General features: G+C 66.3%; 16 protein-coding genes and 1 tRNA gene. 14 read left to right on the forward strand and 3 right to left on the reverse strand.

All coding sequences use genetic code 11. The annotated features are described in order from the left end of the window. The first annotated feature begins 63 nt into the window (after nucleotides 1-63). Complete coding sequence (gene cobN / locus KAJ83_RS17020; RefSeq protein WP_210683309.1) at nucleotides 64-4,140, forward strand: cobaltochelatase subunit CobN; 4,077 nt, start codon at nucleotides 64-66, stop codon at nucleotides 4,138-4,140. On the opposite strand, the gene mutS is transcribed toward cobN, so the two are convergent. Both mutS and KAJ83_RS17030 read right to left on the reverse strand, forming a co-directional pair. After that, nucleotides 4,137-6,755, reverse strand: coding sequence for a DNA mismatch repair protein MutS (mutS, locus tag KAJ83_RS17025; RefSeq protein ID WP_210683310.1), 2,619 nt, complete (start codon nucleotides 6,753-6,755; stop codon nucleotides 4,137-4,139). The genes cobN and mutS overlap by 4 nt on opposite strands. Nucleotides 6,756-6,853: 98 nt before the next feature. After that, nucleotides 6,854-7,795: a LysR substrate-binding domain-containing protein gene (locus KAJ83_RS17030; RefSeq protein WP_210683311.1), complete on the reverse strand. Its 942-nt coding sequence runs from the start codon at nucleotides 7,793-7,795 to the stop codon at nucleotides 6,854-6,856. 139 nt (nucleotides 7,796-7,934) lie between these two features. Between KAJ83_RS17030 and KAJ83_RS17035 the strand changes: the two genes are divergently transcribed. Further along, nucleotides 7,935-9,428: a catalase gene (locus tag KAJ83_RS17035; protein WP_210683312.1), complete on the forward strand. Its 1,494-nt coding sequence runs from the start codon at nucleotides 7,935-7,937 to the stop codon at nucleotides 9,426-9,428. Nucleotides 9,429-9,638: 210 nt separating this feature from the next. On the opposite strand, the gene KAJ83_RS17040 is transcribed toward KAJ83_RS17035, so the two are convergent. Further along, the gene (locus KAJ83_RS17040; protein WP_246484775.1) at nucleotides 9,639-10,415 is read right to left on the reverse strand and encodes an alpha/beta fold hydrolase; all 777 of its coding nucleotides are present in this window, start codon (nucleotides 10,413-10,415) and stop codon (nucleotides 9,639-9,641) included. Nucleotides 10,416-10,470: 55 nt separating this feature from the next. Here KAJ83_RS17040 and KAJ83_RS17045 point away from each other — a divergent pair, with 55 nt between their 5' ends. From KAJ83_RS17045 to KAJ83_RS17100, 12 genes are all read left to right on the forward strand, one after another. Continuing rightward, nucleotides 10,471-11,709, forward strand: a complete 1,239-nt coding sequence (locus tag KAJ83_RS17045; RefSeq protein WP_343222046.1) for a glycosyltransferase family 4 protein — start codon at nucleotides 10,471-10,473, stop codon at nucleotides 11,707-11,709. After that, complete coding sequence (locus KAJ83_RS17050) at nucleotides 11,699-12,700, forward strand: glycosyltransferase family 9 protein (RefSeq protein WP_246484777.1); 1,002 nt, start codon at nucleotides 11,699-11,701, stop codon at nucleotides 12,698-12,700. The genes KAJ83_RS17045 and KAJ83_RS17050 overlap by 11 nt, the downstream gene beginning before the upstream one ends. 465 nt (nucleotides 12,701-13,165) lie before the next feature. After that, nucleotides 13,166-15,232 carry a methyl-accepting chemotaxis protein gene (locus KAJ83_RS17055; RefSeq protein ID WP_210683313.1) on the forward strand — a complete coding sequence of 689 codons (2,067 nt, stop codon included), beginning with the start codon at nucleotides 13,166-13,168 and terminating at the stop codon, nucleotides 15,230-15,232. 195 nt (nucleotides 15,233-15,427) lie between these two features. Then, nucleotides 15,428-17,461, forward strand: coding sequence for a methyl-accepting chemotaxis protein (locus tag KAJ83_RS17060; protein WP_210683314.1), 2,034 nt, complete (start codon nucleotides 15,428-15,430; stop codon nucleotides 17,459-17,461). Nucleotides 17,462-17,767: 306 nt separating this feature from the next. Further along, nucleotides 17,768-19,711, forward strand: coding sequence for a threonine--tRNA ligase (gene thrS, locus KAJ83_RS17065; RefSeq protein ID WP_210683315.1), 1,944 nt, complete (start codon nucleotides 17,768-17,770; stop codon nucleotides 19,709-19,711). 87 nt (nucleotides 19,712-19,798) lie between these two features. Continuing rightward, the gene (infC, locus tag KAJ83_RS17070) at nucleotides 19,799-20,335 is read left to right on the forward strand and encodes a translation initiation factor IF-3 (protein ID WP_210683333.1); all 537 of its coding nucleotides are present in this window, start codon (nucleotides 19,799-19,801) and stop codon (nucleotides 20,333-20,335) included. Nucleotides 20,336-20,525: 190 nt separating this feature from the next. Further along, nucleotides 20,526-20,601: transfer RNA gene (locus KAJ83_RS17075), tRNA-Thr, on the forward strand. Nucleotides 20,602-21,769: 1,168 nt separating this feature from the next. After that, on the forward strand, nucleotides 21,770-22,258 hold the full coding sequence (locus KAJ83_RS17080) for a peptidoglycan-binding domain-containing protein (RefSeq protein WP_210683316.1): 489 nt from the start codon (nucleotides 21,770-21,772) through the stop codon (nucleotides 22,256-22,258). A 145-nt stretch (nucleotides 22,259-22,403) separates the two neighbouring features. Then, nucleotides 22,404-22,979 (forward strand): hypothetical protein, encoded by a 576-nt coding sequence (locus tag KAJ83_RS17085; RefSeq protein ID WP_210683317.1) that lies wholly within the window; start codon nucleotides 22,404-22,406, stop codon nucleotides 22,977-22,979. Then, nucleotides 22,980-23,768, forward strand: a complete 789-nt coding sequence (locus KAJ83_RS17090) for a hypothetical protein (RefSeq protein WP_210683318.1) — start codon at nucleotides 22,980-22,982, stop codon at nucleotides 23,766-23,768. A gap of 77 nt (nucleotides 23,769-23,845) precedes the next feature. Next, entirely contained in the window at nucleotides 23,846-24,550 is a 705-nt protein-coding gene (locus KAJ83_RS17095; RefSeq protein ID WP_210683319.1) for a hypothetical protein, read from the forward strand. A gap of 9 nt (nucleotides 24,551-24,559) precedes the next feature. Then, on the forward strand, nucleotides 24,560-25,171 hold the full coding sequence (locus tag KAJ83_RS17100) for a hypothetical protein (protein ID WP_210683320.1): 612 nt from the start codon (nucleotides 24,560-24,562) through the stop codon (nucleotides 25,169-25,171). Nucleotides 25,172-25,406 lie beyond the last annotated feature (235 nt).

Below are 25,406 nucleotides of genomic sequence, written 5' to 3' on the forward strand. Positions count from 1 at the left end.
CCTCGCCCGTGGAGCAGGATGTGACAATCAGGGCGTGAGAACCGAGGCGGGAGGCCGAAGGCGATGCATCTCTTGGCGGCGACGCCGGGCGCGGTGGATGACGGGTCGGAGGCGGTCGATCTCGACCAGTCGCCGGGCGACATCCTGATCCTGACGGCGGCGGACACGGAGATCGCGACGCTGGCCGCCGCCCAACGCCGCCGCCTGTCGGAGGAGCCGGACGCGCCGCGCCTGCGCTGCGCCAATCTGATGCGCCTCGGCCATAATCTCTCGGTCGATCTCTATGTCGAGAAGACGCTGCCCGGCGCCAAGCTGGTGATCGGCCGCTTGCTCGGCGGACGGGGCTACTGGCCCTATGGCGTGGACGAGGTGACGGCCGCTTGCCGCGCCGCCGGGATTCCGGTGGTCTGGCTGCCCGGTGACGATCAGCCGGATGAGGAATTGGCGGGCCTCGGCGCCCTCGGCCGGGCGGAGGGGCACCGTCTTTGGCAGTATTTCGTTCAGGGCGGGGTGGAGAATGCGATCCATGCGCTGCGCTATGCCGCGCATCTGATCGGCCGTGTGCCCGCCGTCGATTGGGCGGAGCCGGCGCCGCTGCTGCGCGCCGGCCTCTATTGGCCGGGGGTGGAGCGGCCGGGCCTCGACGACCTGCCCGCGAGTGGGCGGGCGCGCGCGGCCGTCATCTTCTATCGCGCCCTGGCCCAGGCCGGGAACACGGCCGTCATCGATGCGATGATCGCGGCGCTGGACAAGGCCGGGCTCGATGCGCTGCCGATCTTCGCCGCCAGTCTGAAGGACCCGGTCGCCGCGGCGACCGTGCGCGATCTGCTGGAGCGCGGGGGCGCGCGGGTGGTGCTGAACGGCACCGGCTTCGCGCTTTCCGTGCCCGGCGCGGCGCGGGCGGAAACCCCATTCGACGGGGTGGATGGGCCGGTGATTCAACTCGTCTTTTCCGGTGGCGCGCGGTCGGCGTGGGATGAGGGGACGCGCGGCCTCTCCGCCCGCGATATTGCGATGAACGTCGCCTTGCCGGAGGTGGATGGCCGCCTCCTCTCCCGCGCGGTCAGCTTCAAGGGCGCGGCCCGGCGCGACGAGACGGTCGAGGCCGATATCGTGGAATACGAGCCGGTGCCGGATCGCTGCCGTTTCGCCGCGGAGATGGCGGCGGGCTGGGTCCGGCTGGCGGAGGCGCCGGTCGCCTCGCGCCGTGTCGGCTTCGTCCTCGCCAACTATCCGAACAAGGACGCGCGCCTCGGCAATGGCGTCGGCCTCGACACGCCCGCCGGGCTGGTCGAGGTCCTGACGGCGCTGGGCGAGGCGGGCTATTCGATCGATGGCGGCTTCGCCGACGGCGATGCGCTGATCGCGCATCTGAAGGCGGGGCCGACCAATGCCGCGACCGCCGGACGGGAAGAGCGGGAGAGCCTGGGCTTCGCGGAGTATCAACTGTTCTTCCAGGGGCTGCCGGACGCGGTCCAGGCGGCGGTGGTCGAGCGCTGGGGCCCGGCGGAGGCCGACCCCTTCTTCAAGCCGGGCGATGTCGATTGCGGGCGCTTCGTGTTGCCGGTCTTCCGCCTGGGCAATGTGGCGATCGGGCTGCAACCGGCGCGTGGCTACAATATCGACCCGCAGACGACCTATCACGACCCGGACTTGGTGCCGCCGCATGGCTATATCGCCTTCTATGCGTGGCTGCGCGAGGCGTTCGGGGCGCATGCGCTGGTCCATATGGGCAAGCACGGCAATCTGGAATGGCTGCCGGGCAAGGCGCTGGCGCTGTCGGACGCCTGTTTCCCGGAGGCGGTCCTGGGGGCCGTCCCCCATCTCTATCCCTTCATCGTCAACGACCCGGGCGAGGGCACGCAGGCCAAGCGCCGCGCCCAGGCCGTCATCATCGATCATCTGACCCCGCCGCTGACGCGGGCGGAAAGCTATGGTCCGCTCAAGGATCTGGAACAGCTCGTCGACGAATATTACGAGGCCGCCGGCGTCGATCCGCGTCGCCTGAAGCATTTGGGGCGCGAGATCGTGGAACTGGCCGAGCGTATCGGCCTTGCCGAGGATTGCGGCATCGCGCGCGACGAGGCGGAGGCCGAGAAGCTCGCCAAGCTCGACAATTACCTTTGCGAATTGAAGGAGCTTCAGATTCGCGACGGGCTGCATATCTTCGGGCGCAGCCCGGCCGGGCGCCTGCGCCGCGACCTGCTCTTGGCGCTCGCCCGCCTGCCGCGCGGCGGGGATGGCGGCACCGCTGGCGGTGCGGCGGAAGGGCGGGAAAGCTTGCTGCGCGCGCTTGCTCGCGACTTCGCCCTCGGCACGGATTTCGACCCGCTGGATTGCGCGATGGGCGACCCCTGGACGGGACCGCGGCCGGCGGCGCTGGACGGAATCACCGACCAACCCTGGCGCACGGCGGGCGATACGGTGGAACGGCTGGAACTTTTCGCCGCCGCGCTGCTCGACGCGCTGGATGCCGCATCGGCCGGTGGCGTCCCCGGCGATAGGGCCTCGGATTCGAACAATTACCCATTTTATGTAATGGCTGATAGGACGTTCGCCGATTCCTCCAAGGTAACCAACGCCACGCAGCCGGGGGACGAGTCCCGGAAAATGATGGAAGAAACCGGTCTTCACCCGGATTCGGGCGCCTGGGAGCAAGGAGAGTCGGAGCCCTCGATATTATATTACATCAATCATGTAATGAATGATTCCCAAGATAATTCGCCGACACCCCGATCGGATGGCGCGACGGATGGCGCCGAAGCGAAGGACGAGCCGGCGGGCGTCGCCGTCCTGCGCGCGATCCGCGACGGGCTGGCCCCGGCGGTGGATCGTTGCGGCCCGGCGGAGATCGCGGGGCTGCTGACGGGTCTCGACGGGCGGTTCGTGGCGCCCGGTCCCTCCGGCGCGCCGACGCGCGGGCGGCCGGATGTCCTGCCCACGGGCCGCAATTTCTATTCGGTCGATACCCGGACGACGCCGACACCGGCGGCCTGGACACTCGGCTGGAAGTCGGCGCAGCTTCTGGTCGAGACCCATGCCCAGAGCCACGGCGCCTATCCCAAGCGTCTGGCGCTGAGTTGCTGGGGCACGGCGAACATGCGCACCGGCGGCGACGATATCGCCCAGGCACTGGCGCTGATGGGGGTGAAGCCCACCTGGGACGCGGCCTCGCGCCGGGTGACGGGGTTCGAGATCCTGCCGGCCGATATGCTGGACCGGCCGCGCGTGGATGTGACGCTGCGTATCTCGGGCTTCTTCCGGGATGCCTTTCCCAATCTGATCGACCTTGTCGATTCGGCGGCGCGCGCCGTCGCGGCGCTGGAGGAGGACGCGGCGACCAACCCGCTCGCCGCCGCCGTGCGGGAAGAGCGCGCGGCGCTGGAAGCCGAGGGCACGGACGCGGAGGCGGCCGCGCGCCGGGCGGGCGCGCGCGTCTTCGGCGCCAAGCCGGGCGCCTATGGCGCGGGTCTTCAGGCGCTGATCGACGAGAAGCTGTGGGAGACGGACGACGACCTCGCCGCCGCCTATGTCGAATGGGGCGCCTATGCCTATGGCGCGGGCTCCGGCGACGGACAGGAGGGGCGGCCGGACGCGGAGGGCTTCGCGCGGCGCCTCGGCCGGGTGGAGGCGGTGCTGCACAATCAGGACAACCGCGAGCACGATCTGCTCGACTCGGACGACTACTATCAGTTCGAGGGCGGATTGACGGCGGCCGTCCGCACGCTCTCCGGCAGCCAACCGGCGGTCTATCACAACGACCATAGCCGCCCGGAAAGCCCCAGGATTCGAACCCTTGAGGACGAGATCGGCCGCGTCGTGCGCGCCCGTGTCGTCAATCCGAAATGGATCGCGGGCGTGCGCCGCCACGGCTACAAGGGCGCGTTCGAGATGGCGGCGACCGTCGATTACCTCTTCGCCTTCGCCGCGACCGCGAAGGCGGTGAAGGACCATCATTTCGACGCGGTCTACGATGCCTATCTGGACGACGCGGCGGTGCGGGACTTCCTGGCGGACGCCAACCCCGATGCCTTGCGCGATATCGCCGCGCGCCTGCTGGAAGCGCAGGATCGGGGCCTTTGGCGTCCCCGCCGGAACGACACGGCCGATCGCCTCCAGGCGCTTATGCGGGGCGGTTAGTCCAGCAAGCCCTTCAGGCGGTAGAGCGTCTCCAGCGCCTCGCGCGGGGACAGGTCGTCGGGATTCAGGGCGGCCAGCGCCTGTTCCGCCTCCGACGGACCCTTCGCCTCCGCCCGCGCGGGCTGGGCCGGCTGGCCGGCGGCGCGGAACAGCGGCAGGTCGTCGACCAGACGCGTGACGGCGCCCGATTGCTCCCCCGCCTCCAGCGCGTGCAGCACTTCCTCCGCCCGGTCTACCACGGCGGGCGGCAGGCCCGCCAGCTTCGCCACATGGATGCCGTAGCTGCGGTCGGCGGCGCCGGCCGCCACCTCGTGCAGGAAGACGACCCGACCGTCGAATTCCTTCACCCGCATGCAATGGGGCGCCAGCGCGTCCAGCCGCTCGGCCAGCGCGGTCAGCTCGTGATAATGCGTGGCGAAGAGCGCGCGCGCCTGGGACGCCTCGTGCAGATGCTCGACACAGGCCCAGGCGATGGAAAGCCCGTCGAAGGTGGCCGTACCGCGCCCGATCTCGTCCAGGATGACGAGGGAGCGGCGGCTGGCCTGATTGAGGATGGTCGCGGTCTCCACCATCTCCACCATGAAGGTGGAGCGTCCGCGCGCCAGGTCGTCGGCCGCGCCGACGCGGCTGAACAGCCGGTCCACCGCCCCGATATGGGCGGCCTTGGCCGGGACGTAGAGGCCCGCCTGCGCCAGGATCGCGATCAGCGCGTTCTGACGCAGGAAGGTGGATTTACCCGCCATGTTGGGCCCGGTCAGCAACCACAGCCGCCGCTCGCGCGCGAGGTCGCACTCATTCGCGACGAAGGGCTCCGGGTCGGCCTGGGCGGCCAGCGCGGCTTCCACCACCGGATGGCGCCCGCCCTCGATCCGGAAGGCGAGGCCGTCATCCACCACCGGCCGGCAATAGGACCGCTCGGCGGCGAGTTCCGCGCCCGCGCCCGCGAGGTCGAGGCGCGCGATCGCGCCCGCCGCCGCCTGGATCGCGGCGGCCTCGGCCGTCGCCTCCGCCACCAGTTCCTGGAACAGCTCCAACTCCACGGCCAGCGACTTCTCCCCGGCTTCCGAGATGTCGCGGGCCAGCTCGTTAAGCTCCACGCTGGTGAAGCGCATGGCGTTCGCCATCGACTGGCGGTGGATGAAGGGCTCGCGGTCGAGCTTCTCGGCCGCCTTCGCGCTCACCTCGATGAAATAGCCGAGCACGTTGTTGTGCTTGATCCGAAGCGTCTCGACGCCCGATTCCTTGCGATAGCGCGCCTCCAGATTGGCGATCAGCCGCCGCCCCTCGTCGCGCAGGCGGATGAGTTCGTCCAGCTTCGGCGCATAGCCGGGCGCGATGAAGCCGCCGTCGCGGGCGATCGGCGGCAGGTCGGCCTTCAAGGCGCGGGAAAGGCGGTCGACCAGCGCGTCATGCAGGCCCAGATCCTCGACCGCGCCCGCGATCTCCGCCGGGGGCGGTGTCTCCACCCCGCCGATCAGGGCCTTCAGCTTCGCGCTCAACGCCAACCCGTCGCGCAGCGCGGCCAGATCGCGCGGCCCCCCCCGGCTGAGCGCGAGGCGCGAGAGCGCGCGTTCGATGTCCGGCGCGCCGCGCAGCACCTCGCGCAAATCGGCCCGCGCGCCGGCGGCGTCCAGGAACCAGCCGATGGCGTCGAGCCGCGCGCCGATCGCCGCCGGGTCGGTCAGCGGGGCGGCCAGCCGTTCCGCCAGCAGGCGCGCGCCCGCGCCGGTCACGGTGCGGTCGACGGCGTCGAGCAGACTGCCCTTGCGATCGCCGGAGAGCGTGCGGGCCAGTTCCAGGTTGCGGCGCGTCGCCTGGTCGATCTCCATCGCCGCGCCCTCGGCCATGCGGACCGGCGCGCCGAGGCGCGGCAGGCGCCCGACCTGGGTCAGTTCCAGATAATCGACCAGCGCGCCCAGCGCGGCCAGTTCCGCCCGCCCGAAGGCACCGTAGGCATCGAGGGCATCGACCTCGAAAAGCTGTTTCAGCCGTCGTTCCGCGTTGACCGAATCGAACCGGCTGTCGGGCAGGCGCTGGGTGCGCGCGTCCCAATCCGCCAGCGTCCCGCCCTCGGCCAGCTTCTCCGGGATCAGGATCTCGCCGGGGTCGATCCGCGCCAGCGTCGCGGGTAGCGTCTGTTCCGCCACCGGCTGGCAGGCCAACTCGCCCGTCGACATGTCGCACCAGGCGATGGCGATCGACGCGGCATCGCCGCCGCCGGCCCGCGCGATCGCGGCCAGATAGTTGTGGGCGCGCGCGTCGAGCAGCGTCTCCTCGGTCAGCGTGCCGGGCGTGACGAGACGGACGATCTCCCGCGCGACGACGGATTTCGCCCCGCGTTTCTTGGCCTCTGCCGGGTCTTCCGTCTGCTCGCACACGGCGACGCGGAAGCCCTTCTTGATCAGGCGGGCGAGATAGCTTTCCGCCGAATGGACCGGCACGCCGCACATCGGGATGGGTTCGCCCCGGTGCAGCCCGCGCTTGGTGAGCGTGATGTCGAGCGCGGCGGCCGCCTGCCGCGCATCCTCGAAGAACAGCTCATAGAAATCGCCCATGCGATAGAACAGCAACGCGTCGTCGTGCTCCTCCTTGATGGCGAGATATTGCGCCATCATGGGGGTCACCTTGTCGTCGGCTTGGCCGGTTTGGGTTGTCGGCTGATCCATGGCGCGCGAAGGGTAAAGCGCGCACCCGGTCGCTTCAATCGCGCGCTTCACGCGGCGAGCGGACGGACCAGGTTCGGCAGCGTCGCGCGGATCGCGGCGGCCAGCGCGCGCATAAGATCCGTGCGCGGGCTGGCCGCGCGGTGGACGAGGCGCACGCGCCGGCTGGCCTCCGGCGCGGTGGAGCCGGGCGTCGCCCCCTCGATCGGCCGGGCCAGGATACCGGCATCCGTCATCCAATAGCCGCGCGCCACCGCCGTCGCCGGGACCAGCGTCGTGCCGTGCCCGGCGGAGACGAGGTTCATCACCGTCTCCACGCTCGTCGCGCGCGTGTCGGCGCGCACCGCCGCATCCGGCCGCGCGCGATGGCAGAAGCTGAGTGCCTGGTCGCGGAAGCAGTGCCCTTCGCTCAACAGCAGCAGTTCCGTCGGGTCGATATCGGTGGCGCGGATACGCTGCGCGGTCTCCAGCGGGTGGCCGCGTGGGATGGCGAACCAGAAGGGCTCGTCATAGAGCGGGATTTCCGCGAGCCCCCGCTCCTCCGGCGCGGTCGCGATGACGGCGGCGTCGAGGTCGCCGTCCAGCAACCGCCGGGTCAGCGGCTCCGTCATCTCCTCCAGCAATGTCAGGTCGAGATGCGGCAGGTGCCGGTCGACCTCCGGCAGCAGGCCCGGCACCAGCCACGGCGCGATCGTGGGGATCAGGCCGAGGCGCGTCGGCCCGGCCAGCGGATCGCGATGAGCCGCGGCCGCGCGGCGGATATCGTCCGCCGCCTCCAGCGCGCGGGCGGCGATGGCCGCGATCTCCGCGCCGACCGGGGTTGGCCGGACGGATTTGTTGGTGCGCTCGAACAGCGTAACCCCCAGCTCCTCCTCCAGCTTCTTGATCTGGCCGGAAAGGGTCGGCTGGCTGACATGGCAGCGTTCCGACGCGCGCCCGAAATGCTCGAACGCCGCCACCGCGCGAAGATAGGCGAGATCCCGCAGATTCACGATCACCGCTCCGTTAAAAGGAAATTCCTATCATTATAATATGAATAATCGATTTTACCATATATCTGGCTATACCCATGTTGAAGGGGAAGACGGGCACGCCCCATGTCCGTCACGTCGGATAAGGAGGCCAAACGCCATGAGCGAGCACAAGGATACCCAACGGCAATGCCCGGTGATGACCACCACCGCCGGGGCGCCGGTCGCGGACAACCAGAACGCCCAGACCGCCGGTCCGCGCGGTCCCGTCCTGATGCAGGACTATCAACTGCTGGAGAAGCTGGCGCACCAGAACCGCGAACGCATTCCGGAGCGTGTCGTCCATGCCAAGGGCTGGGGCGCGCACGGTACCTTCACGGTGACGAACGACGTGACCAAGTACACGCGCGCCAGGATCTTCTCCGAGGTCGGCAAGCAGACGCCGGTGCTCTCCCGTTTCTCCACCGTGGCGGGTGAGCAGGGCGCGGCCGACGCGGAGCGCGACGTGCGTGGCTTCGCCCTCAAATTCTATACGGAAGAGGGCAATTGGGACATGGTCGGCAACAACACGCCCGTGTTCTTCGTGCGCGACCCCTATAAGTTCCCGGACTTCATCCACACGCAGAAGCGTCACCCGCGCACCAATCTGCGCTCGGCCACGGCGGCGTGGGATTTCTGGTCGTTAAGCCCGGAATCGATGCATCAGGTGACGATCCTGATGTCCGATCGCGGCATTCCCCAGGCGCCGATGTTCATGAACGGATATGGCAGCCACACCTATTCGTTCGTCAATGCCGATGGGGAACGGTTCTGGATCAAGTTCCACTTCAAGACCCGGCAGGGTCACAAGCATTTCACCGATGCCGAGGCGGAAAGCGAGATCGGCCGCAGCCGCGAGACCTATCAGGAAACCCTCTTCAACGCGATCGAGCGTGGCGAATATCCGAAATGGACGATGTATGTTCAGGTGATGCCGGAACTGGACGCGGAGAAGACGCCCTATAACCCCTTCGATCTGACCAAGGTCTGGCCGCATGGCGATTATCCGCTGATCGAGGTCGGTGAACTGGAACTCAACCGCAACCCGGACAATTACTTCCAGGAGGTCGAGTACGCGGCCTATTCGCCCAGCAATGTCGTCCCCGGCATCGGCTATTCGCCGGACAAGATGCTGCAGGCGCGGGTTTTCTCCTACGCGGATGCGCACCGCTATCGCCTCGGCACGCATTACGAGGCGATGCCGGTGAACCAGCCGAAATGCCCGGTCCATCACTACCACAAGGACGGGCAGATGCGGTTCACCCCCAACTTCCCGAATCCGGACGCCTATTACGAGCCGAACAGCTTCGGCGGGCCGAAGGAGAATCCGGACTATCGCGAGCCGCCGCTGCGTATCTCCGGCGACGCGGACCGCTACGATCATCGCGTGGGCAATGACGATTACGCCCAGCCCCGCGCGCTCTTCAACCTGTTCTCCGCGGAGGAGAAGGGGCGGCTCTTCGGCAATATCGGCCGCCACATGTCCGGCGTGCCGGAGGACATCAAGAAGCGCGCGCTGGTCCATTTCTACCGGATCGACCCGGCCTATGGCGCCGGCGTCGCGAAGGCGATCGGCGTCGATGTGAGCGAGGCCGAGTGGCGGCAGGCGTCCTAACGTTCCTGTCCGAACGCCCCCGGGAGTTCCCGCCGCCGGATCGGCCCCGGTCCGGCGGTCCCCGGAACTGGCCTCTGGAGGACACACCTCTGGAGAACCCGGGAGCGTGAAGAGGGCGGGAGGGGGCACCCCTGCAAGCCTCCCCCTGGCCCCTCTCGCCCGCCCTCGCCCCCTGCACGGGGGGCGGGGGCTTTCTTTTCCGGGCGCGCCCTAACCCGACACACCCGACCCGTCGCGCACTTCTCCGACCCGGCTCCAGAGGCGGGCCAGATCCCCCGCCGTCGATAGGCGATGGTCGCCGCCCTTGATCGCCTCCAGCGTGACGGACGGCGCCTCCAGCACCGAGAGCGCCCGCATCGCATGGGAGAGCGGCACCGTCTCGTCCGCCGTGCCCTGCAGGATATGGACGGGGCCGCCGATGGGGATCGGCGGACCGTCGAGGAGTTCGTGGTCGGCCGATTCCTCGATCAGCCGCAGGGTGATCGGATAGCCGGCCTCGTCATAGGCGCTCGGCATGTCCCAGCGTCCCTCCCGCCGTAGGGTCTCGACCGCCGCCGCCGGCATTTCTGGCAGCATCAGCCGGCGCGGGAAGTCGGGGGCGGGCGCGATCAGGATCAGGCCCCGCGCGCGCTCCGGCCGGGCACGGGCGAGCAGCATCGCGATCCAGCCCCCCATCGACGATCCGATCAGGATCGTCGGCCCGTCGCACACACGGTCCAGCACGGTGAGCGCGTCCGACGCCCATAGGCCGATCGTCCCCTCGTCGAACCGGCCGGAGGAGGAGCCGTGCCCACGATAATCGAAGCGGGTGAAGGCGATTCCGGCCGCCGCCGCGCGGGCGTGAAGGAAGCTTGCCTTGCTGCCTTCCATGTCGGAATGAAAGCCGCCGAGATAGAGGAGTCCCGGATGCTTGCCGGGTTCGTGACGGTATGCGATTTTCCCGCCGTCCGCCGTCGCGAGATGAAGGATCTGGTCGTGCATGTCCATTCCGGGGCAGGCCTCCTGATGTCGCGGCATGTTGTACCGGTCGAGGATCCCTAGCATGGCCGATGGCGGCCCCCAAAACGCAACCGATTTCGCCGCGACCTTCGCGGCCTCCATGGGCCGGGCCGAACGCCGCCCGCCACGCGGCGGGCCGACCTTGCTTCAGGTTCTCCCCTCCCTGGTGACCGGCGGGGTGGAGCGCGGCACCGTGGATGTCGCGGCGGCGGCGGCCGCCGCCGGCTTCCGCTCCATCGTCGTGTCCGAGGGCGGCCCGATGGTGCGCGAGCTTACCCGGGCCGGGGCGGAGCATATCGAGATGCCGATGGCCAGCAAGCGGCCCTGGGTCATGCGGGCCAACGCCGACCGGCTGGTCGAGCTGATCCGGGCGGAAGCGGTCGATATCGTCCATGCGCGCTCGCGCGCGCCGGCCTGGAGCGCCTGGTGGGCGACGCGGCGCACGGGCACGCCGATGGTGACCACCTTCCACGGCACCTACAATCTCGGCTTTCCGGGGAAGCGGCGCTACAATTCCGTCATGACGCGCGGCGACCGGGTGATCGCGATCAGCGAGTTCATCGCCGACCATATGCGCCGGAACTATGGCGGCATGATGGATACCGCGCGCATCCGCGTCATTCCGCGCGGCATCGACATGGGGCATTACGATTCGGAACAGGTCTCGGCGGAGCGGGTGATCCGTCTTTCCGACCGGTGGCGCCTGCCGGACGGCATGCCGGTGGTGATGCTGCCCGGGCGGTTGACGCGCTGGAAGGGGCAGTTGCTGCTGCTGCGCGCCTTGAAGGAATTGGAGACCCGGCCGGTGCGTTGCCTGCTGGTCGGCTCCGCCCAGGGGCGTACCGCCTATCAGCGCGAGGTCGAGGCGACGGCGCGCAAGCTCGGCGTCGCGGACATGGTTCATGTGGTCGGCGATTGCGACGACATGCCGGCGGCGTTGAAGCTGGCGGATGTCGTGGTTTCCGCCTCGCTCGACCCGGAAGCCTTCGGGCGCGTCGCGGTCGAGGGGCAGGCGATGGGCCGCCCCGTGGTCGCCCCGCGCCATGGCGGCGCGCCGGAACAGGTGGTCGAGGGACGGACCGGCTGGCTGTTCAATCCGGGCGATCCGTTCGATCTCGCCGTCAAGATCGACACCGCGCTGCGCCTCGATTCGCAGGCGCGCGACCATCTCTACCGTCAGGCGGTCGAGAATGCGCGCGCGCGTTTCGACAAGCGCCGGATGTGCGCCGACACCCTGGCGGTCTATGACGAGCTGCTCGGCGCGCGAGCCGATGGGCGCTGACCGCGCCGCGATGACGGGTGGCGCCGGGATGATGGGGGGCGCGGCGGTGACGCGGGTCCTGGTGATCAAGCTCGGCGCGTTGGGCGATTTCGTCCAGGCGCTGGGGCCGATGCAGGCGATCCGCCGGCATCATCCGGCCGCGCGGCTGACCCTGCTGACCACGCCGCCCTTCGAGGCGCTGGGAAGGCGCTGCGGTTGGTTCGACGATGTCTGGACGACGCGGCGCTCGCGCCGCCCCGGCGATTGGCTGGCACTGCGCCGGCGCCTGATCGGCGGGCGTTTCGACATGGTCTACGATCTGCAAACGTCCGATCGGTCCTCCTTCATGTGGCACCTGATGTGGCCGTGCCGACCGCCGATGTCGGGAATCGCGCGCGGATGCTCCCATCCCCACGACAACCCGGCCCGGGATCGGATGCACACGATCGACCGGCAGCGCGATCAACTCGCCCGGGCGGGCATCGCGGAGGTGCCGCCGCCGGATCTGGGTTGGATGGCGGGCGATCTCTCCGGCCTCGACTTGCCCGAGGCGGCGCCGGGCGGCGGATATGCCCTGTTGGTGCCGGGCGGGGCGGCGCACCGGCCGGATAAGCGCTGGCCGGTCGCGCGCTATGCCGATCTGGCCGGGCGCCTCGCCGGGCAGGGGATGACACCGCTTCTGATCGGTACCGCCGCCGACGCGGAGGCCACGGACGCGATCGCGCGGGCCTGTCCGGCGGCCATCGATCTCACCGGGCGGACGGATGTGCTGACGCTCGCGGCGCTCGCCCGCCGGGCGGCCCTGGCCGTGGGCAACGACACGGGCCCGATGCATCTGTGCGCGTTGGCGGGATGCCCCTGCCTTGTCCTCTATGGGGCGGCCAGCGATCCGGCGCTCTGCGGCCAGCGCGGCGCCGCGGTGAAGATCATGCGGGTCGACCGGCTCGATGATCTCGATATCGACGTGGTCGCGCACGCGGCGGCCGACCTGCGAGCGGGTGTCGAGCGATGAGAATCCGGACCCGGCGCGCCTCGCATTCTTGCTGACGGGCCGGTCCGACAGGGAACCCCCCGGGCATCCGGCAGCCGCCCATGCGGTCACCACGGGAAGGCGGCATGCCAGGGCGCGCGGCGGTTCGATTCATCGGAAATGTCGCAATGAGATGAGAATGATCCGCAATCGTCGGTTCCGTCCCGTTGCCGGATCGGCTACTACTATTCCCGGCCGATGTTGCGCCGCACACTGGACCCGTTATCATCCGCCGGGGGGCGCACGGGGAGGGCGCGCGCACGCATCCGGAAGGATCATTGCCGATGGGGGGGGGCCGTTCGGGTCGCCGATTCTTGTTTCCAGCCACGCCACACCACGCCATGCCACGACGCCCCGTGCCGCGAGGCGGGATACCGCCCGTGACCGCCGCCCTGTTCGGCGTGGCTTCATCCCGGACGACCGAGACCGGCTCGCGAGGAGATACCGATGCCCGTACTTAAGCGAATTCGTTTCAAAGTACCCAATCCGCTGAAGATGTTCCGCATTCGGACGAAGACGCTGGGCGGGTTCGCCATGGTCCTCGCCCTGCTGCTGGTGGTCGGCGGGTTCGCCACCTACGGGCTGATGATGGGGGGAACGACCTTCACGGAATATCGGCGCCTGGCGCAGCAGTCGAATGCCAGCGCGGACGTCTCGGCGGCGATGATGCGTACCCGGATCGCGGTCGAGACCTATATCGGCGCGACCAACGCCGCCAATGCCGAAACCGTCCGCAAGGCGGTCGCGGAAACCGAGCGCGCGGGCGAGAAGGCGCTGGCCGCCATGACGACGCCGGACCAGATCCAGACATTGGAGGATATCGTCGCGCGCGTCGCCAGCTATGGCGAAGCCTTCGACAAGATGGTCGAGCAGCAGGCGCGGCGGAACGAGATCGTCGAGGGCACCTTGGCCGAGCTTGGCCCCGCGATCGCGGAAACCTTCCGGGAAGTGATGAAGAACGCCTTGGCGGAGGGCAATATAGAGGCGACATACCGCGCCGGCACCATGCAGGAAGCCTATCTCACCGCCCGGTTGAACAGCCAGGAATTCCTGCTCGACAACAACATGGCCGACTACAATGCCGCGGTGGAGTCGCTGGAAACGGTGCGCGGTGACACGCAGGTTCTGTTGCGTGAAATCAAGGACCCCTCGAGCCGCCGGTTGTTGCGCGGTGTTATCGGCGATGTGCGCGACTTCGCCGAAACCTTGGGGGGCATACATGAGGCGATCACGGCGCGCGACACCATCCTGCGCGAGGAACTCAAGGTCCTCGGGCCGGAAGTGATGCTGCTGACCTCCTGGATGGTGACCGACAACCAGAAAACCCAGGACGAGATGGGGGCCGAGGCCAGCGCCTTCATGGAACGCGCCAATATGATCGTCGGCGGTTCCGTGCTGGTGGCGTTGCTGCTGGGGGGCGCGCTGGCTTGGCTGATCGGCTCCGGCATCGCCAAACCGGTGGGCAAGATGACGGCCGCCATGCGCCGGCTCGCCGATGGGGATCATGCGGTGGAGATCCCGGCCCGCGACTATCGCGACGAGATCGGCGAAATGGCCGCGACCGTCGACGTCTTCAAGCAGAACGCGATCGAGCGCGAGGCATCGATGGCCCGCGAGGCCGATATGCGCGAGAAGGAGAAGGAAGCCGTCCGCGCCCGCGAGGAACGCGCGCGCCGGCTGGAGGAGATCATTGCCGGCTTCGACACCGAAAGCCGGGAGGTGGTCGCCGCCCTGACGGAATCGGCGGCCGAGTTGAAGCGCACGGCCACCGATGTCTCCACCGTGGCGGAGCAGACGGATCGTCAATCGACCGCCGTCGCCGCCGCGTCCCAGGAGGCGTCGACCAATGTGCAGACGGTCGCGACGGCGTCCGAGCAATTGCGCGCCTCGATCCAGGAAATATCGCGTCAGGTCAGCGGCGCCGCCGAGATCGCCGGTCAGGCGAACGAGACCGCCGGCGACGCGGAGGAGAAGATCCGGCATCTGGAACAGGCCGCCGCCCAGATCGGCGAGGTGACGCAACTTATCAACGATATCGCGGAGCAGACCAACCTGCTGGCCCTCAACGCCACCATCGAGGCCGCCCGCGCGGGCGAGTCCGGCAAGGGCTTCGCCGTCGTCGCCCAGGAGGTGAAGTCGCTGGCCGAGCAGACCGGCAAGGCGACCGAGGATATCCGCCGCCAGATCGATTCGATGCAACGCGAGACCCGTCAGTCGGCCGAGGCCGTGCATTCCATCGGCACCGTGGTGCGGCAGGTCAGCGAATACACCACCTCGATCTCCTCCGCGATCGAGGAGCAGACGGCCGCGACCGACGAGATCGCGCACAATGTCTCCCAAGCCTCCGCCGCCAGCGCCGATGTCGCGAGCAATATCGAAGGCGTGGCCGAGGCGTCGAAACAGACCGGCGCGGCGTCCGAATCCCTGCGTCAGGTGTCGGACTCGCTCGATGAGCGCGCCCGCGACATGAAGCGCAGCGTGGAGAGTTTCCTAGACGGCGTGAAGGCGCTTTGAACGGCGGGACGCCGCGTCCTTCACCGTTTCCGACCCGACCTGGCCCGGCCTGGCCCGGCCTTGGCCAAAGAACCGAATGCGATCGGATGCCCGTTTCTAGGCATATCGACCCATATTGCCTGAAACATTAACTTTTAGTTTAGTGTTTTAGTATATACTCGCACGAGATTTAACGCCATGGATATGGAGCGTGCGATGAGGCTCTTCAGGAACGTTCGCATCAAGAGCAAGGTCTTCGGCGGCTTCGGGGCGGTTCTCTTGCTTCTACTGCTCGTGGGCGGTGGCGGTGTCTTCGGATTGAACCAAACCGGCGATACGTTTCTGGATTATCGTGCCCTGGCTCGTAAGTCCGCTGAAAGCGCCGAGGTTTCCGATGCGATGATGCAGGCCCGCATCGCCGTGAAGACCTATCTGGTCACGCCGACGCCGGCGCGGGCGGATACGGTGCGAAGCGCGGTGGCGGATGTCGGCACGGCATCGGCCGAGGCCCGGGAGGTCTTGGAATCGCCGGCGGATATCGAAGTCATGGACGGCATCGACAGGCAGGCGGCACGCTATGCCGACGCGTTCGAAACCGCGGTCCATCTGACCGATCGCCGGATGACGATCATGAGCGGCACGCTCGACCGTCTCGGCCCGGTCCTGCGCGAGAAACTGGCCGCGATCGTCGAGAACACGCATGACAGCAACGATCCCGATGCGTCCTATCGCGCGGCGCGCACCGAGGAAAGCTATCTCCTGGCACGTCTCTTCGTTCAGAAGTTCCTCAACAGCAACCAACGCGATGATTTCGAGCGCGTCATCCGTGAATTCGAGGCCGTGCAGGAGCATGTGGCCGCGTTGAAGTCGGTCCTCGTCACGGCGGAGAATCGTCGTCTCGTCGATGAGGTCATCGAAGGGATCGTCACATACAAGGAGGGGGTCGAGGCGGTCTACGAGACCACGACCGCCCGTAACGAGGCGGTCGAGGGGGAGCTTGACGTCATCGGACCGGCGGTCATGGCCGTTGCCGATGAATTCGTATCGGCCGCGGTGCGCGACCAGGACACATTGGGTCCGAAGGCGGCCGCCCTGATCGAAACCGTCGTCACCCTTGTCACCGTCGTCGCGTTGGCCGCCTTGTTGCTGGGGCTGCTGCTCGCCTGGTTGATCGGCACCGGCATCGCGGGTCCGATCGGTGCGATGACCGCCGCCATGAGACGGTTGGCCGACGGCGACAACACGGTCGAGGTGCCGGCGCGGGACCAAAAGGACGAGGTCGGCGAGATGGCGACCGCGGTCGAGGTGTTCAAGCGCACCGCGATCGAGCGCGTGGCCGCCGAGAAGCAGGCGGAGGACCTCCGCGTCAAGGAGCAGGAGGCGGTCCGCCAGCGCGAAGCGCGGGCCAAGCGTATGGAGGAACTCGTCGCCGGCTTCGACAGTCAGAGCCGCGAGGTCATTCGCGCGCTCTCCCATTCCGCCGAGGACCTGAAACGCACCGCCGAGGACGTCTCCGCCGTCGCGGAACAGACGGACCGTCAGTCGAGCGCGGTCGCCGCCGCCTCGCAGGAGGCCTCGACCAACGTGCAGACGGTCGCCGCCGCGTCGGACGAGCTGCGGTCCTCGATCCAGGAGATCGCGCGTCAGGTCACCGGCGCTTCCGAGATCGCGAGCGAGGCCGCCCGCACGGCCGAGGAGGCGGAGGCGAAGATACGCCGTCTCGAAATTGCCGCCCGGCAGATCGGCGAGGTCACGCAGTTGATCAACGATATCGCGGAGCAGACCAATCTGCTGGCCCTCAACGCCACCATTGAATCCGCCCGGGCGGGTGAGATGGGCAAGGGGTTCGCCGTGGTCGCCAACGAGGTGAAGTCGCTTGCTTCGCAAACGGGGAAAGCGACCGAGGATATTCGCGCCCAGATCGAGGAAATGCAGCGCGAGACCAATCTCTCCGCCGCCGCCGTGCAAAGTATCAGCGAGGTCGTGCGACGGGTGAACGAATATACCGCTTCCATTTCCTCCGCCATCGAGGAACAGGCGGCCGCGACCGACGAGATCAGTCAGAATGTCGGTCAGGCGTCATCGGCGAGCGCGGAGGTCGCGACCAATATCGACGGCGTCGCCCAGGCGTCGAAGCAAACCGGCATCGCCTCCGAGGAGCTTCTCAAGGTCTCGCGTGTCTTGGGCGACCGGTCGACGGAGATGAAAACCAATGTGGAGCAGTTCCTCGACGGTGTGAAGACGCTCTGACGGTCAAGGGATCGGTTTCGCCGCGGGGCGGGCGGGCATCGCCGGCGCAGGGCCGGTTGATACCGCCCGCCCTTTGCTTTACAAGGCGGCCATTCGCGGGTCCGGTCGGTTCATGCCGGACTCCTAATCGGGGATTCCGTTCGCCGCCCTTGGTTGGGGCGAGGCGGGGTTCGAACGACAACGAAGCGCACCGATATCGCGCCCGGGTTATCCGCCCCTCTCCGCCGGAGAGATTTGGGCCGCCCTGGACGCCGCTTTAGACAGTGCCCCGTTTGGTGGACGGGACTGGAAAGGAGCGAAAAGGCCATGGTCGCCTTGACCCTTCCCGATGGCAGCGTGAAATCCTATGACGGCGCCGTGACGGCGCAGCAGGTCGCCGAGGAGATCGGCCCCGGTCTCGCCAAGGCCGCGGTCCTCGCCAAGGTCGACGGCGCGGAATGGGATCTCAACCGCCCGATCGAGCATGACGCGAAGCTTGAACTGATCCGGCGCCAGGACGACGAGGCGCTGGAGCTGATCCGCCATGACGCCGCCCATGTGCTGGCGATGGCGGTGCAGGAACTCTATCCCGGCACGCAGATCACCTTCGGCCCGGCGACGGAGGACGGCTTCTATTACGATTTCCATCGCGAGGAGCCCTTCTCGACCGAGGATTTCGAGGCGATCGAGCAGCGCATGAAGGAGATCGTCGCGCGCGATGTCCCGATCCGCCGCGAGGTGTGGAGCCGCGAGGACGTCGCCCGCTTCTTCGAGCAGCAGGGTGAGAGCTTCAAGGCCGAATGGGTCTGGGAACTGCCCGAGGGCGAGGAAATCACGATGTACCGGCAGGGCGATTGGATCGACCTTTGCCGGGGTCCGCACCTGCCCACGACGGGTAAGCTCGGCACGGCCTTCAAGCTGATGAAGCTGGCCGGTGCCTATTGGCGCGGCGATGCCTCGCGCCCGCAGCTTCAGCGCATCTACGGCACCGCCTGGCGGGACGAGAAGGAACTGAAAGCCCATCTCCTGCGCATTGAGGAGGCGGAGAAGCGCGATCACCGCAAGCTCGGCCGGCAGCTCGACCTCTTCCACATGCAGGACGAGGCGCAGGGCTCGATCTTCTGGCATCCAAAGGGCTGGACCCTCTATCGCATGGTCGAGGGTTATGTCCGCCGGCGCCAGGAACGCGCCGGCTATGTCGAGGTGAAGACGCCGCAGCTCGTCGACCGCGCGCTGTGGGAGCGCTCCGGCCATTGGGACAAATTCCGGGAGCATATGTTCATCGCCGAGGTGGACGAGGGCGGTGCCGGCCGCCAGGAGGACAAGCGCCACCTCGCGCTGAAGCCGATGAACTGCCCGGGTCATGTCCAGGTCTTCAAGCAGGGCATCAAGAGTTATCGCGACCTGCCGATCCGCATGGCGGAGTTCGGCTCCTGCCACCGCTACGAGCCGCACGGTGCCCTGCACGGGCTGATGCGCGTGCGCGCCTTCACCCAGGACGACGCGCATATCTTCTGCACCGAGGATCAGATCGAGGCGGAGACGAAGGATTTTATCGATCTTCTGATGTCGATCTACAAGGATTTCGGCTTCGAGGATGTCCGCATCAAATTCTCCGACCGGCCGGAGGTCCGCGCCGGCTCGGACGAGACCTGGGACAAGGCGGAGGCGGCGCTGAAGGCCGCGACCACCGCCGCGGGGGCAAGCTTCACGCTCAATCCGGGGGAGGGCGCCTTCTATGGCCCGAAGCTCGAATTCGTGCTGCGCGACGCGATCGGCCGCGATTGGCAGTGCGGTACGCTGCAGGTCGATCTCGTCCTGCCGGAGCGTCTCGACGCCACCTACATGGCGGAGGACGGAGAGCGGTACCGCCCGGTCATGCTGCACCGGGCGATCGTGGGCTCGTTCGAACGGTTCATCGGCATCCTGATCGAGCAGTTCGCGGGGCGCTTCCCGGCCTGGCTGGCGCCGGTCCAGGTGGCGGTCGCGACCATCACGAACGAGGCCGACGACTACGCGCGGGAGGTCGCCACGGCCTGCCGCGAAGCGGGACTTCGCGTTCAGACGGACCTGCGCAACGAGAAGATCAACTTCAAGATCCGCGAGCTTTCGCTGGCAAAGATTCCGGCCGTTTTGGTCGTCGGCCGGCGCGAGGCGGATGAACGCACCGTCGCGATGCGCCGATTGGGCGGCAAGGCACAGGAAATCCTTGCGCTTGACGAAGCGCTTACTATCCTGAGAGAAGAAGCGGTGATGCCGGGAGGCGATTGACAAGTCGGTCGCTCCCGGACGACCCGTTACCGAATTTTACCCTGACACCACGACAGCGGGCCCGAAAGATGGCCCCAGGAGGACCCCATACGTCGACCCCACTACGCTCCGCCCCCGACCAAGGAGGGCCCACGCGTCAATGAGGAGATCCGCGTGCCGGAGGTGCGCGTGATCGACCAGGATGGCGAGCAGCTCGGCGTCATGTCCGTCGCGGACGCGATGCGGCATGCCGCGGAGGCCGGACTCGATCTCGTCGAGGTTTCTCCGACGGCGAAGCCGCCGGTCACCAAGATCCTCGACTATGGCAAGTTCAAATACGAACAGCAGAAGAAAAAGAACGAAGCCAAGAAGAAGCAGAAGACGATCGAGCTCAAGGAGATCAAGTTCCGGCCGAACATCGACCAGCATGATTACGATGTGAAGATGAAGTCGATGCACAAGTTCATCGACGAGGGCGACAAGGTGAAGGTCACCCTGCGCTTCCGGGGTCGTGAGCTGGCGCACCAGGAGTTGGGGCTCGAGGTTCTGAACCGCGTCCGCGACGAGATGGCGGACAAGGCGAAGGTCGAGCAGAATCCGAACATGGAAGGCCGCCAGATGGTCATGGTGCTGGCGCCGCGCTGAATCGGATCGGCAAGAACGGCGCGGGTGCGCGGTGGGACGGCGATGCCCGGCCCCACCCCGCGCCGTTCTTCCGTCCCGGCACCATTCTGCACGCTTGCCCCATTCTCCACGCTTGCAATATGGCGACGCTCCCCCTATTTTCCGCCGCGTCCGCCGGTGAAGGGGTGCAACGCCGCCCGCCGAACGGAAAGCCGCCTTAGCTCAGTTGGTAGAGCATCGCATTCGTAATGCGGGGGTCGCGTGTTCGAGTCACGCAGGCGGCACCATTCCTTTTCCTGACATCGCCAGACTATACCAAGAGCCCAAAGACATTGGGTTTTTTGGTGTTCAAGTAACCGATTTCACGGGCATAGCCACGGGCTCTTTGAACGGCAAGCGAATGACCGGATTTCGCCCAGGCTGTCCCCCGGTTTTCCAGCCTTCGTAAGGGGGGCGCGAGGAATCGCATCGGGTGTTCAATCACGCCCGCAAAAGGGCGCGCCGCGATAGGCTTTTCGCTCCAGTTCCTTCGCCTTGGTGGCGCTCGTCTTCGTACAATAGGCCCCAGGCGCGCCAAACCGTCCCGCTCCCCGGCGAATATGGCCTCAACGAAGCCGACAAAGGCGCGGGCTTCTAGTACTTCTTCGAGTCATGCATGCAGCTTGGCCGCAGGAATGGTTTTCCCGGGCGTCTCACGGTCCCGGTGGCGACAGAAATAATAGGGTGGCGCTTGCCCTTGCTGTGGTCCCGCCCGCGTAGCGGAAAGTCTACGCTCATGTCCTTGCGCATCGGCGTGATTGGTCGTTCCTTGAGACGCGCCTGAATGCGCCAGAAGCTTTCCTTGGAAATGATGCCGTCATGCTTGGCCGGGCACATGGAGATGCCCCAAGGGGGGGGCGGCGACATAGCCGCCTTAAAGAATTTGCTTCTGCATGTGCTTCTCCAAAACGGAAGGTGCCGGGAAAAGCTTATCTATGCGTGCGGTAGAGACCGTTAGAGAATGGCACTGTTGCCTACGCTGATCGCCAATGAGGATTATTTCGGCGGCCCGCGTCCGATAGATGGCCCTTTGCGGCGGTGCGCCTTTGCTTCGCCTGCTGTCGCTGCGGCCCATGATGCTGATGAACCGGAGCGGACGATGGCGCCAAGCTCTCGTTGCCTGCAAGGCATGAATTCCTGACCAGGACGGTTGTGTACCTAGAGCTAGGGCGAGGGCCGGGCACGCCGCCCTCAGTTTCCCGACGGATTTATATATCCTATTATGTTCTCATATATCAGTATAAAGACACTTATCATATTGCTTGTTCCGTTTTCCGGTGCTACATAAAATCTCACCACGCAACGAACACGCGCCATGAGTGTTTCGCCGATTCGGGCGGACCAGGGCGGCGGCACCCGGCGCGAGCGCGCGCCGTATCGCGCCGGCACGTGTCATCGACCTATAGGATGGACGCCATGTTCGATTTTCGCTTGAACCAGCCCCTCGCCCCCTCCTCCAACGCGGACGGCAACGATGTCCTCGCCATGAAGGGCGCGCTCGGCAGCCTGGGAGAGTACGAATTGCCCTCCTATGGCATGACCCCCTATCCCGACACGCCGATGTTCGAGGGGATGAAGCGCTTCCAGAAGAAGAACGGCCTGACCGTCGACGGCATCGCGCGCCCCGGCGGCCCGACGGAGGCCACGGTCAAGGCGCGCCTCGCCCGCATCCGCCTGGACGGCGACAAGATCGCCTCCGGGGCCAGCGCTTCTTCCGGCAGCACCGCCCGCCCGCCGCATGACCCGAGGGCGGAGGTCGGCGCCATCGCCGAAAGGATCGACCGGCGTCGGCCGGAACCAGCCGAACCGGGGACGGGATGTCGTCTCGGTCAAGAATGCGCTCTCCTGGCTCGGCCACTATCCCGCCGACAAGGCAAGGCGAGCCGACCCCACGCCGGACGATGATCTGCTCTGGGGCCTGCAAGATTTCCAACGCGCCTTCGGCCTCGCCCGCGACGGCTTCTCCCTGCCCGGCGGCGAGACGGAGCGGAAGCTCGATGACCTCGTCCAACCTCTTCTTCAACAAACGACCCAAGTCGCGAACAATGGCATGAGGCAAAAGGAGGCATGGGCAAACCCCAGTGCTTGGGCGCTGGAAGAAGCCGGACGCCAAGTCTTGGGCGCCTCTGACGAAGTGCGCCCTCCGGACGTTGAGTCTATGCGCCAATCGGACAGCGCCGAGGACGACGGCGCGAGTGAAGCAAGCCAGCCCGAGGAGCAGGAGTATAAGTGGGAGGAGAAGCCCGCGATCGGTGGCAGGCGCAACAATTTCTCATTCGAAACGGAAGGGGCGGTAAAGATCGGTCTGCACTCAGCGACCTTTGGTGCGGACGGTTTGCGATTTTACGCGAGATGGTCTGAGATCGACGAAAAGGGCAATGTTGTGCAGGAGTTGTGGTCGTCCGAGACTTGGGAAAGTAAAGATCCAAGGCGCAATGAGCATGGCGGCAACATCTTATTCAATGCCAGCAAAGACATCACATTGAAGCCGCCGTTTGAAAGTGGGTCGGGCAGATATCGGGTCGATATCGTTGTCCCGCCAAACCCCACATATAATGGAAACAGCGCGGGCGTCGATATCAATATATTCCCGCAACAGGGTCGACGCGTCACTGAGCTCAAATAGATGCCGGAGACAGGAACCATGCGCCGAAAGCTTGCCGCCGCGCTGTGTGTCGCCATCCCGGCGATCCTATCGGCCGTTCCGGCATCGTGGGATCCGGCCTATGCCGGGTCCCAACCCGATCCTGATGCGCGGATCGGGGCGCATTTCTTCTTTCGCTATTTGCCTGAAGGGACGGTCGCCGATTGCTTGGTGACCTTCTCCTATGACGAAGCGAGGACGGATCCGGATGCCGATCTGGATGACCTTGGCGGCATCGTTTATCTCGCCGCTTTCGACTACGCTAGGGCCGTGGATTTCCGCATACCGGGCATTATGAGGGGCTCCGGTCGGCGCATCAGCTATGTCTTCCCATCGGGCTGTGATGAGACGGTCAAGATGGCGGGCGCCATCGCGGATCGCGCAAACGAGAGCCAAAGCGAGATACATGTGACCCTCATCGCGCCCGATTCCGACCTTCTGAAGGAGATCGGAGGCCAGCCGATGTGGAAGTGGCAGGGCTTCGACCCACGGGAACTTGCCTTACGCGAAAGCGCAATGGCCTCTCCATGCCGCCCCGATGGATGGCGGGAGGTTGCTTCGTGGTACTTGGGCGAGGCGAAGAAAGCGTCGATCGGTAAACTGAAGGAAACCGGTCTCTTGACCCGCTACAAGCTGATATCCTCGCTGTCCGATGTCTTGGCCGGGGCCGACACGTCCGACATTCTTGCCGAACGATATGACTCGGCTGAAGAGCGGGCTTTCGTTAAGGCGATGCTTGACGCCCAACTTTCCGCGACTGAATGCAATTAGGTCGATGAAGCTCACGACGCGCCCTTGGTGCGGGTTGTCGGGTGACTCGCCGCCATTCCCCAAGGCGAACCGCGCAGTTGCCCATGGCTTGCCCCTGGAACCAGCCGAACCGGGGACGGGATGTCGCCTCCCTCAAGAACGCGCTCTCCTGGCTCGGCCCCTATCCCGCCGACAGCCTCGACCATTTCCTAGACGGCTCCGGCAAGGACCGCGCCTATAGCCGCGATCAGGCGCGAGAGCGCCCCTTCATCCGGGAGGCTGAGGAGAAGAACCGGGAACGCTTTATTGAGCATCTGATCGTCGATGGAGAAAGGAAAACGGCCGCTGGCCCCAAAGCACAATTCAACTATCGCAGCGACTTACTCGCCATGAAGGACGGCGACACGATCCACCTGACGCCGGACGGTTTCGCCAATCACAAAGGGTCCATGGAAGCTTGGAACACAATTCGGGGAACGACGGGCCATATGGTCAGTGGCGAAATGGACGAGGCGCTCGCCTTCGGTACGAGCAACTTCAAGTCTACGGACGACAACGGATTCGTCGCCACACGGAAGGGCGACCGGATCACTGTGGCTGGTATTGTGACGCACGAGTGGGACGATCCATACGACTTCCACGGGGAAGAGTCGCCCTATCCCGTTATGAACGCGCTCCGAGATGACGGTCGCGCGGCGGAGTATCACAACAAGTCATCCTGGCGGCAGGAGATGACCGCCACGATCAAGATCAAGAACGGGGAGTTGGAAATCGACTCCGTCGCTTGGCGCGATCTGGACTAGGGGCAGGGCATGAGAAGGCTTGGGAAAATCCTCGAACGGTTTGCATGGAACCTTGGGCTCTTCGTTCTCCTCATCCTCCTCGTTCGACCCGCGATCGGGGCCTACGAATGGCTTGCCTGGAACGTCCTGACCAAGGACTTCCAGGCGGTTTGCACGTCTCCCCGCGAACTGACCGGATATGATGTGGATGTGTTCCACGTCATCGAAGGCCCCTACACGGCGGAGTTCTGGGAATATCTTCGTGTTGCCTTCGATCGGTTGGGAGAGGACCTGGAGCCCGAATGGGCGATGTGGCAGGAGGACGGAACCCTCCGGGTTCCGGTCGGGTTCGATTTCGAGCCCGTGGAAAAGGACGCGATGCGGTATTTAAGGCATGACCGGAGACCTCGCGAGCGATCCCACGTGCTGGCGTCCTACGCGACCAATCAGATTTTCAAGGACCGACTCATGGGACGTGTCGATCTGTCTCAATACGAGCACTTGGCCTACTCATGGCTCCCGGATTCATTCCCGCCGGCGAACCAACCAAACACCTGCGGCTTCATGGAAGAGGTGATTACGGTGGACGGGTCGTTGGCACCTTCTTCCCGGCAAACCCATGAACTCAATCGGCTGTTTTGAACCCACCATGAATGCGGCAGAGCGAAGCTATCGCTCATTATATGGCCCCTTGGGGCGGGTGCGCCTTTGCTCCGCCTGCCGCCGCCGCGGGTCCCGCGCTTCGTTCATTTCCGGTTCCGGTGGGGATGAGGCGGAGAAGCTTTCCGATAGGGACGCAAAACGTATGGCCCGCCCCGGCTGCAAGCAATAATCAGCAGATGACTCGACGAGTCTGCATAAACGTATCCGGCATTTC

This window comes from Marivibrio halodurans, from assembly GCF_017963645.1.
In the GTDB taxonomy this organism is placed as follows: Bacteria; Pseudomonadota; Alphaproteobacteria; order UBA8366; family Aestuariispiraceae; genus Marivibrio; species Marivibrio halodurans.

Coding starts and splice junctions, on each gene's coding strand:
- cobN (WP_210683309.1), top strand. CDS start 64: ATGCATCTCTTGGCGGCGACGCCGGGCGCGGTGGATGACGGGTCGGAG.
- mutS (WP_210683310.1), bottom strand. CDS start 6,755: ATGATGGCGCAATATCTCGCCATCAAGGAGGAGCACGACGACGCGTTG.
- KAJ83_RS17035 (WP_210683312.1), top strand. CDS start 7,935: ATGAGCGAGCACAAGGATACCCAACGGCAATGCCCGGTGATGACCACC.
- KAJ83_RS17040 (WP_246484775.1), bottom strand. CDS start 10,415: ATGGACATGCACGACCAGATCCTTCATCTCGCGACGGCGGACGGCGGG.
- KAJ83_RS17045 (WP_343222046.1), top strand. CDS start 10,471: ATGGCCGATGGCGGCCCCCAAAACGCAACCGATTTCGCCGCGACCTTC.
- KAJ83_RS17050 (WP_246484777.1), top strand. CDS start 11,699: ATGGGCGCTGACCGCGCCGCGATGACGGGTGGCGCCGGGATGATGGGG.
- KAJ83_RS17055 (WP_210683313.1), top strand. CDS start 13,166: ATGCCCGTACTTAAGCGAATTCGTTTCAAAGTACCCAATCCGCTGAAG.
- KAJ83_RS17060 (WP_210683314.1), top strand. CDS start 15,428: ATGAGGCTCTTCAGGAACGTTCGCATCAAGAGCAAGGTCTTCGGCGGC.
- thrS (WP_210683315.1), top strand. CDS start 17,768: ATGGTCGCCTTGACCCTTCCCGATGGCAGCGTGAAATCCTATGACGGC.
- KAJ83_RS17080 (WP_210683316.1), top strand. CDS start 21,770: ATGTTCGATTTTCGCTTGAACCAGCCCCTCGCCCCCTCCTCCAACGCG.
- KAJ83_RS17085 (WP_210683317.1), top strand. CDS start 22,404: ATGAGGCAAAAGGAGGCATGGGCAAACCCCAGTGCTTGGGCGCTGGAA.
- KAJ83_RS17090 (WP_210683318.1), top strand. CDS start 22,980: ATGCCGGAGACAGGAACCATGCGCCGAAAGCTTGCCGCCGCGCTGTGT.
- KAJ83_RS17100 (WP_210683320.1), top strand. CDS start 24,560: ATGAGAAGGCTTGGGAAAATCCTCGAACGGTTTGCATGGAACCTTGGG.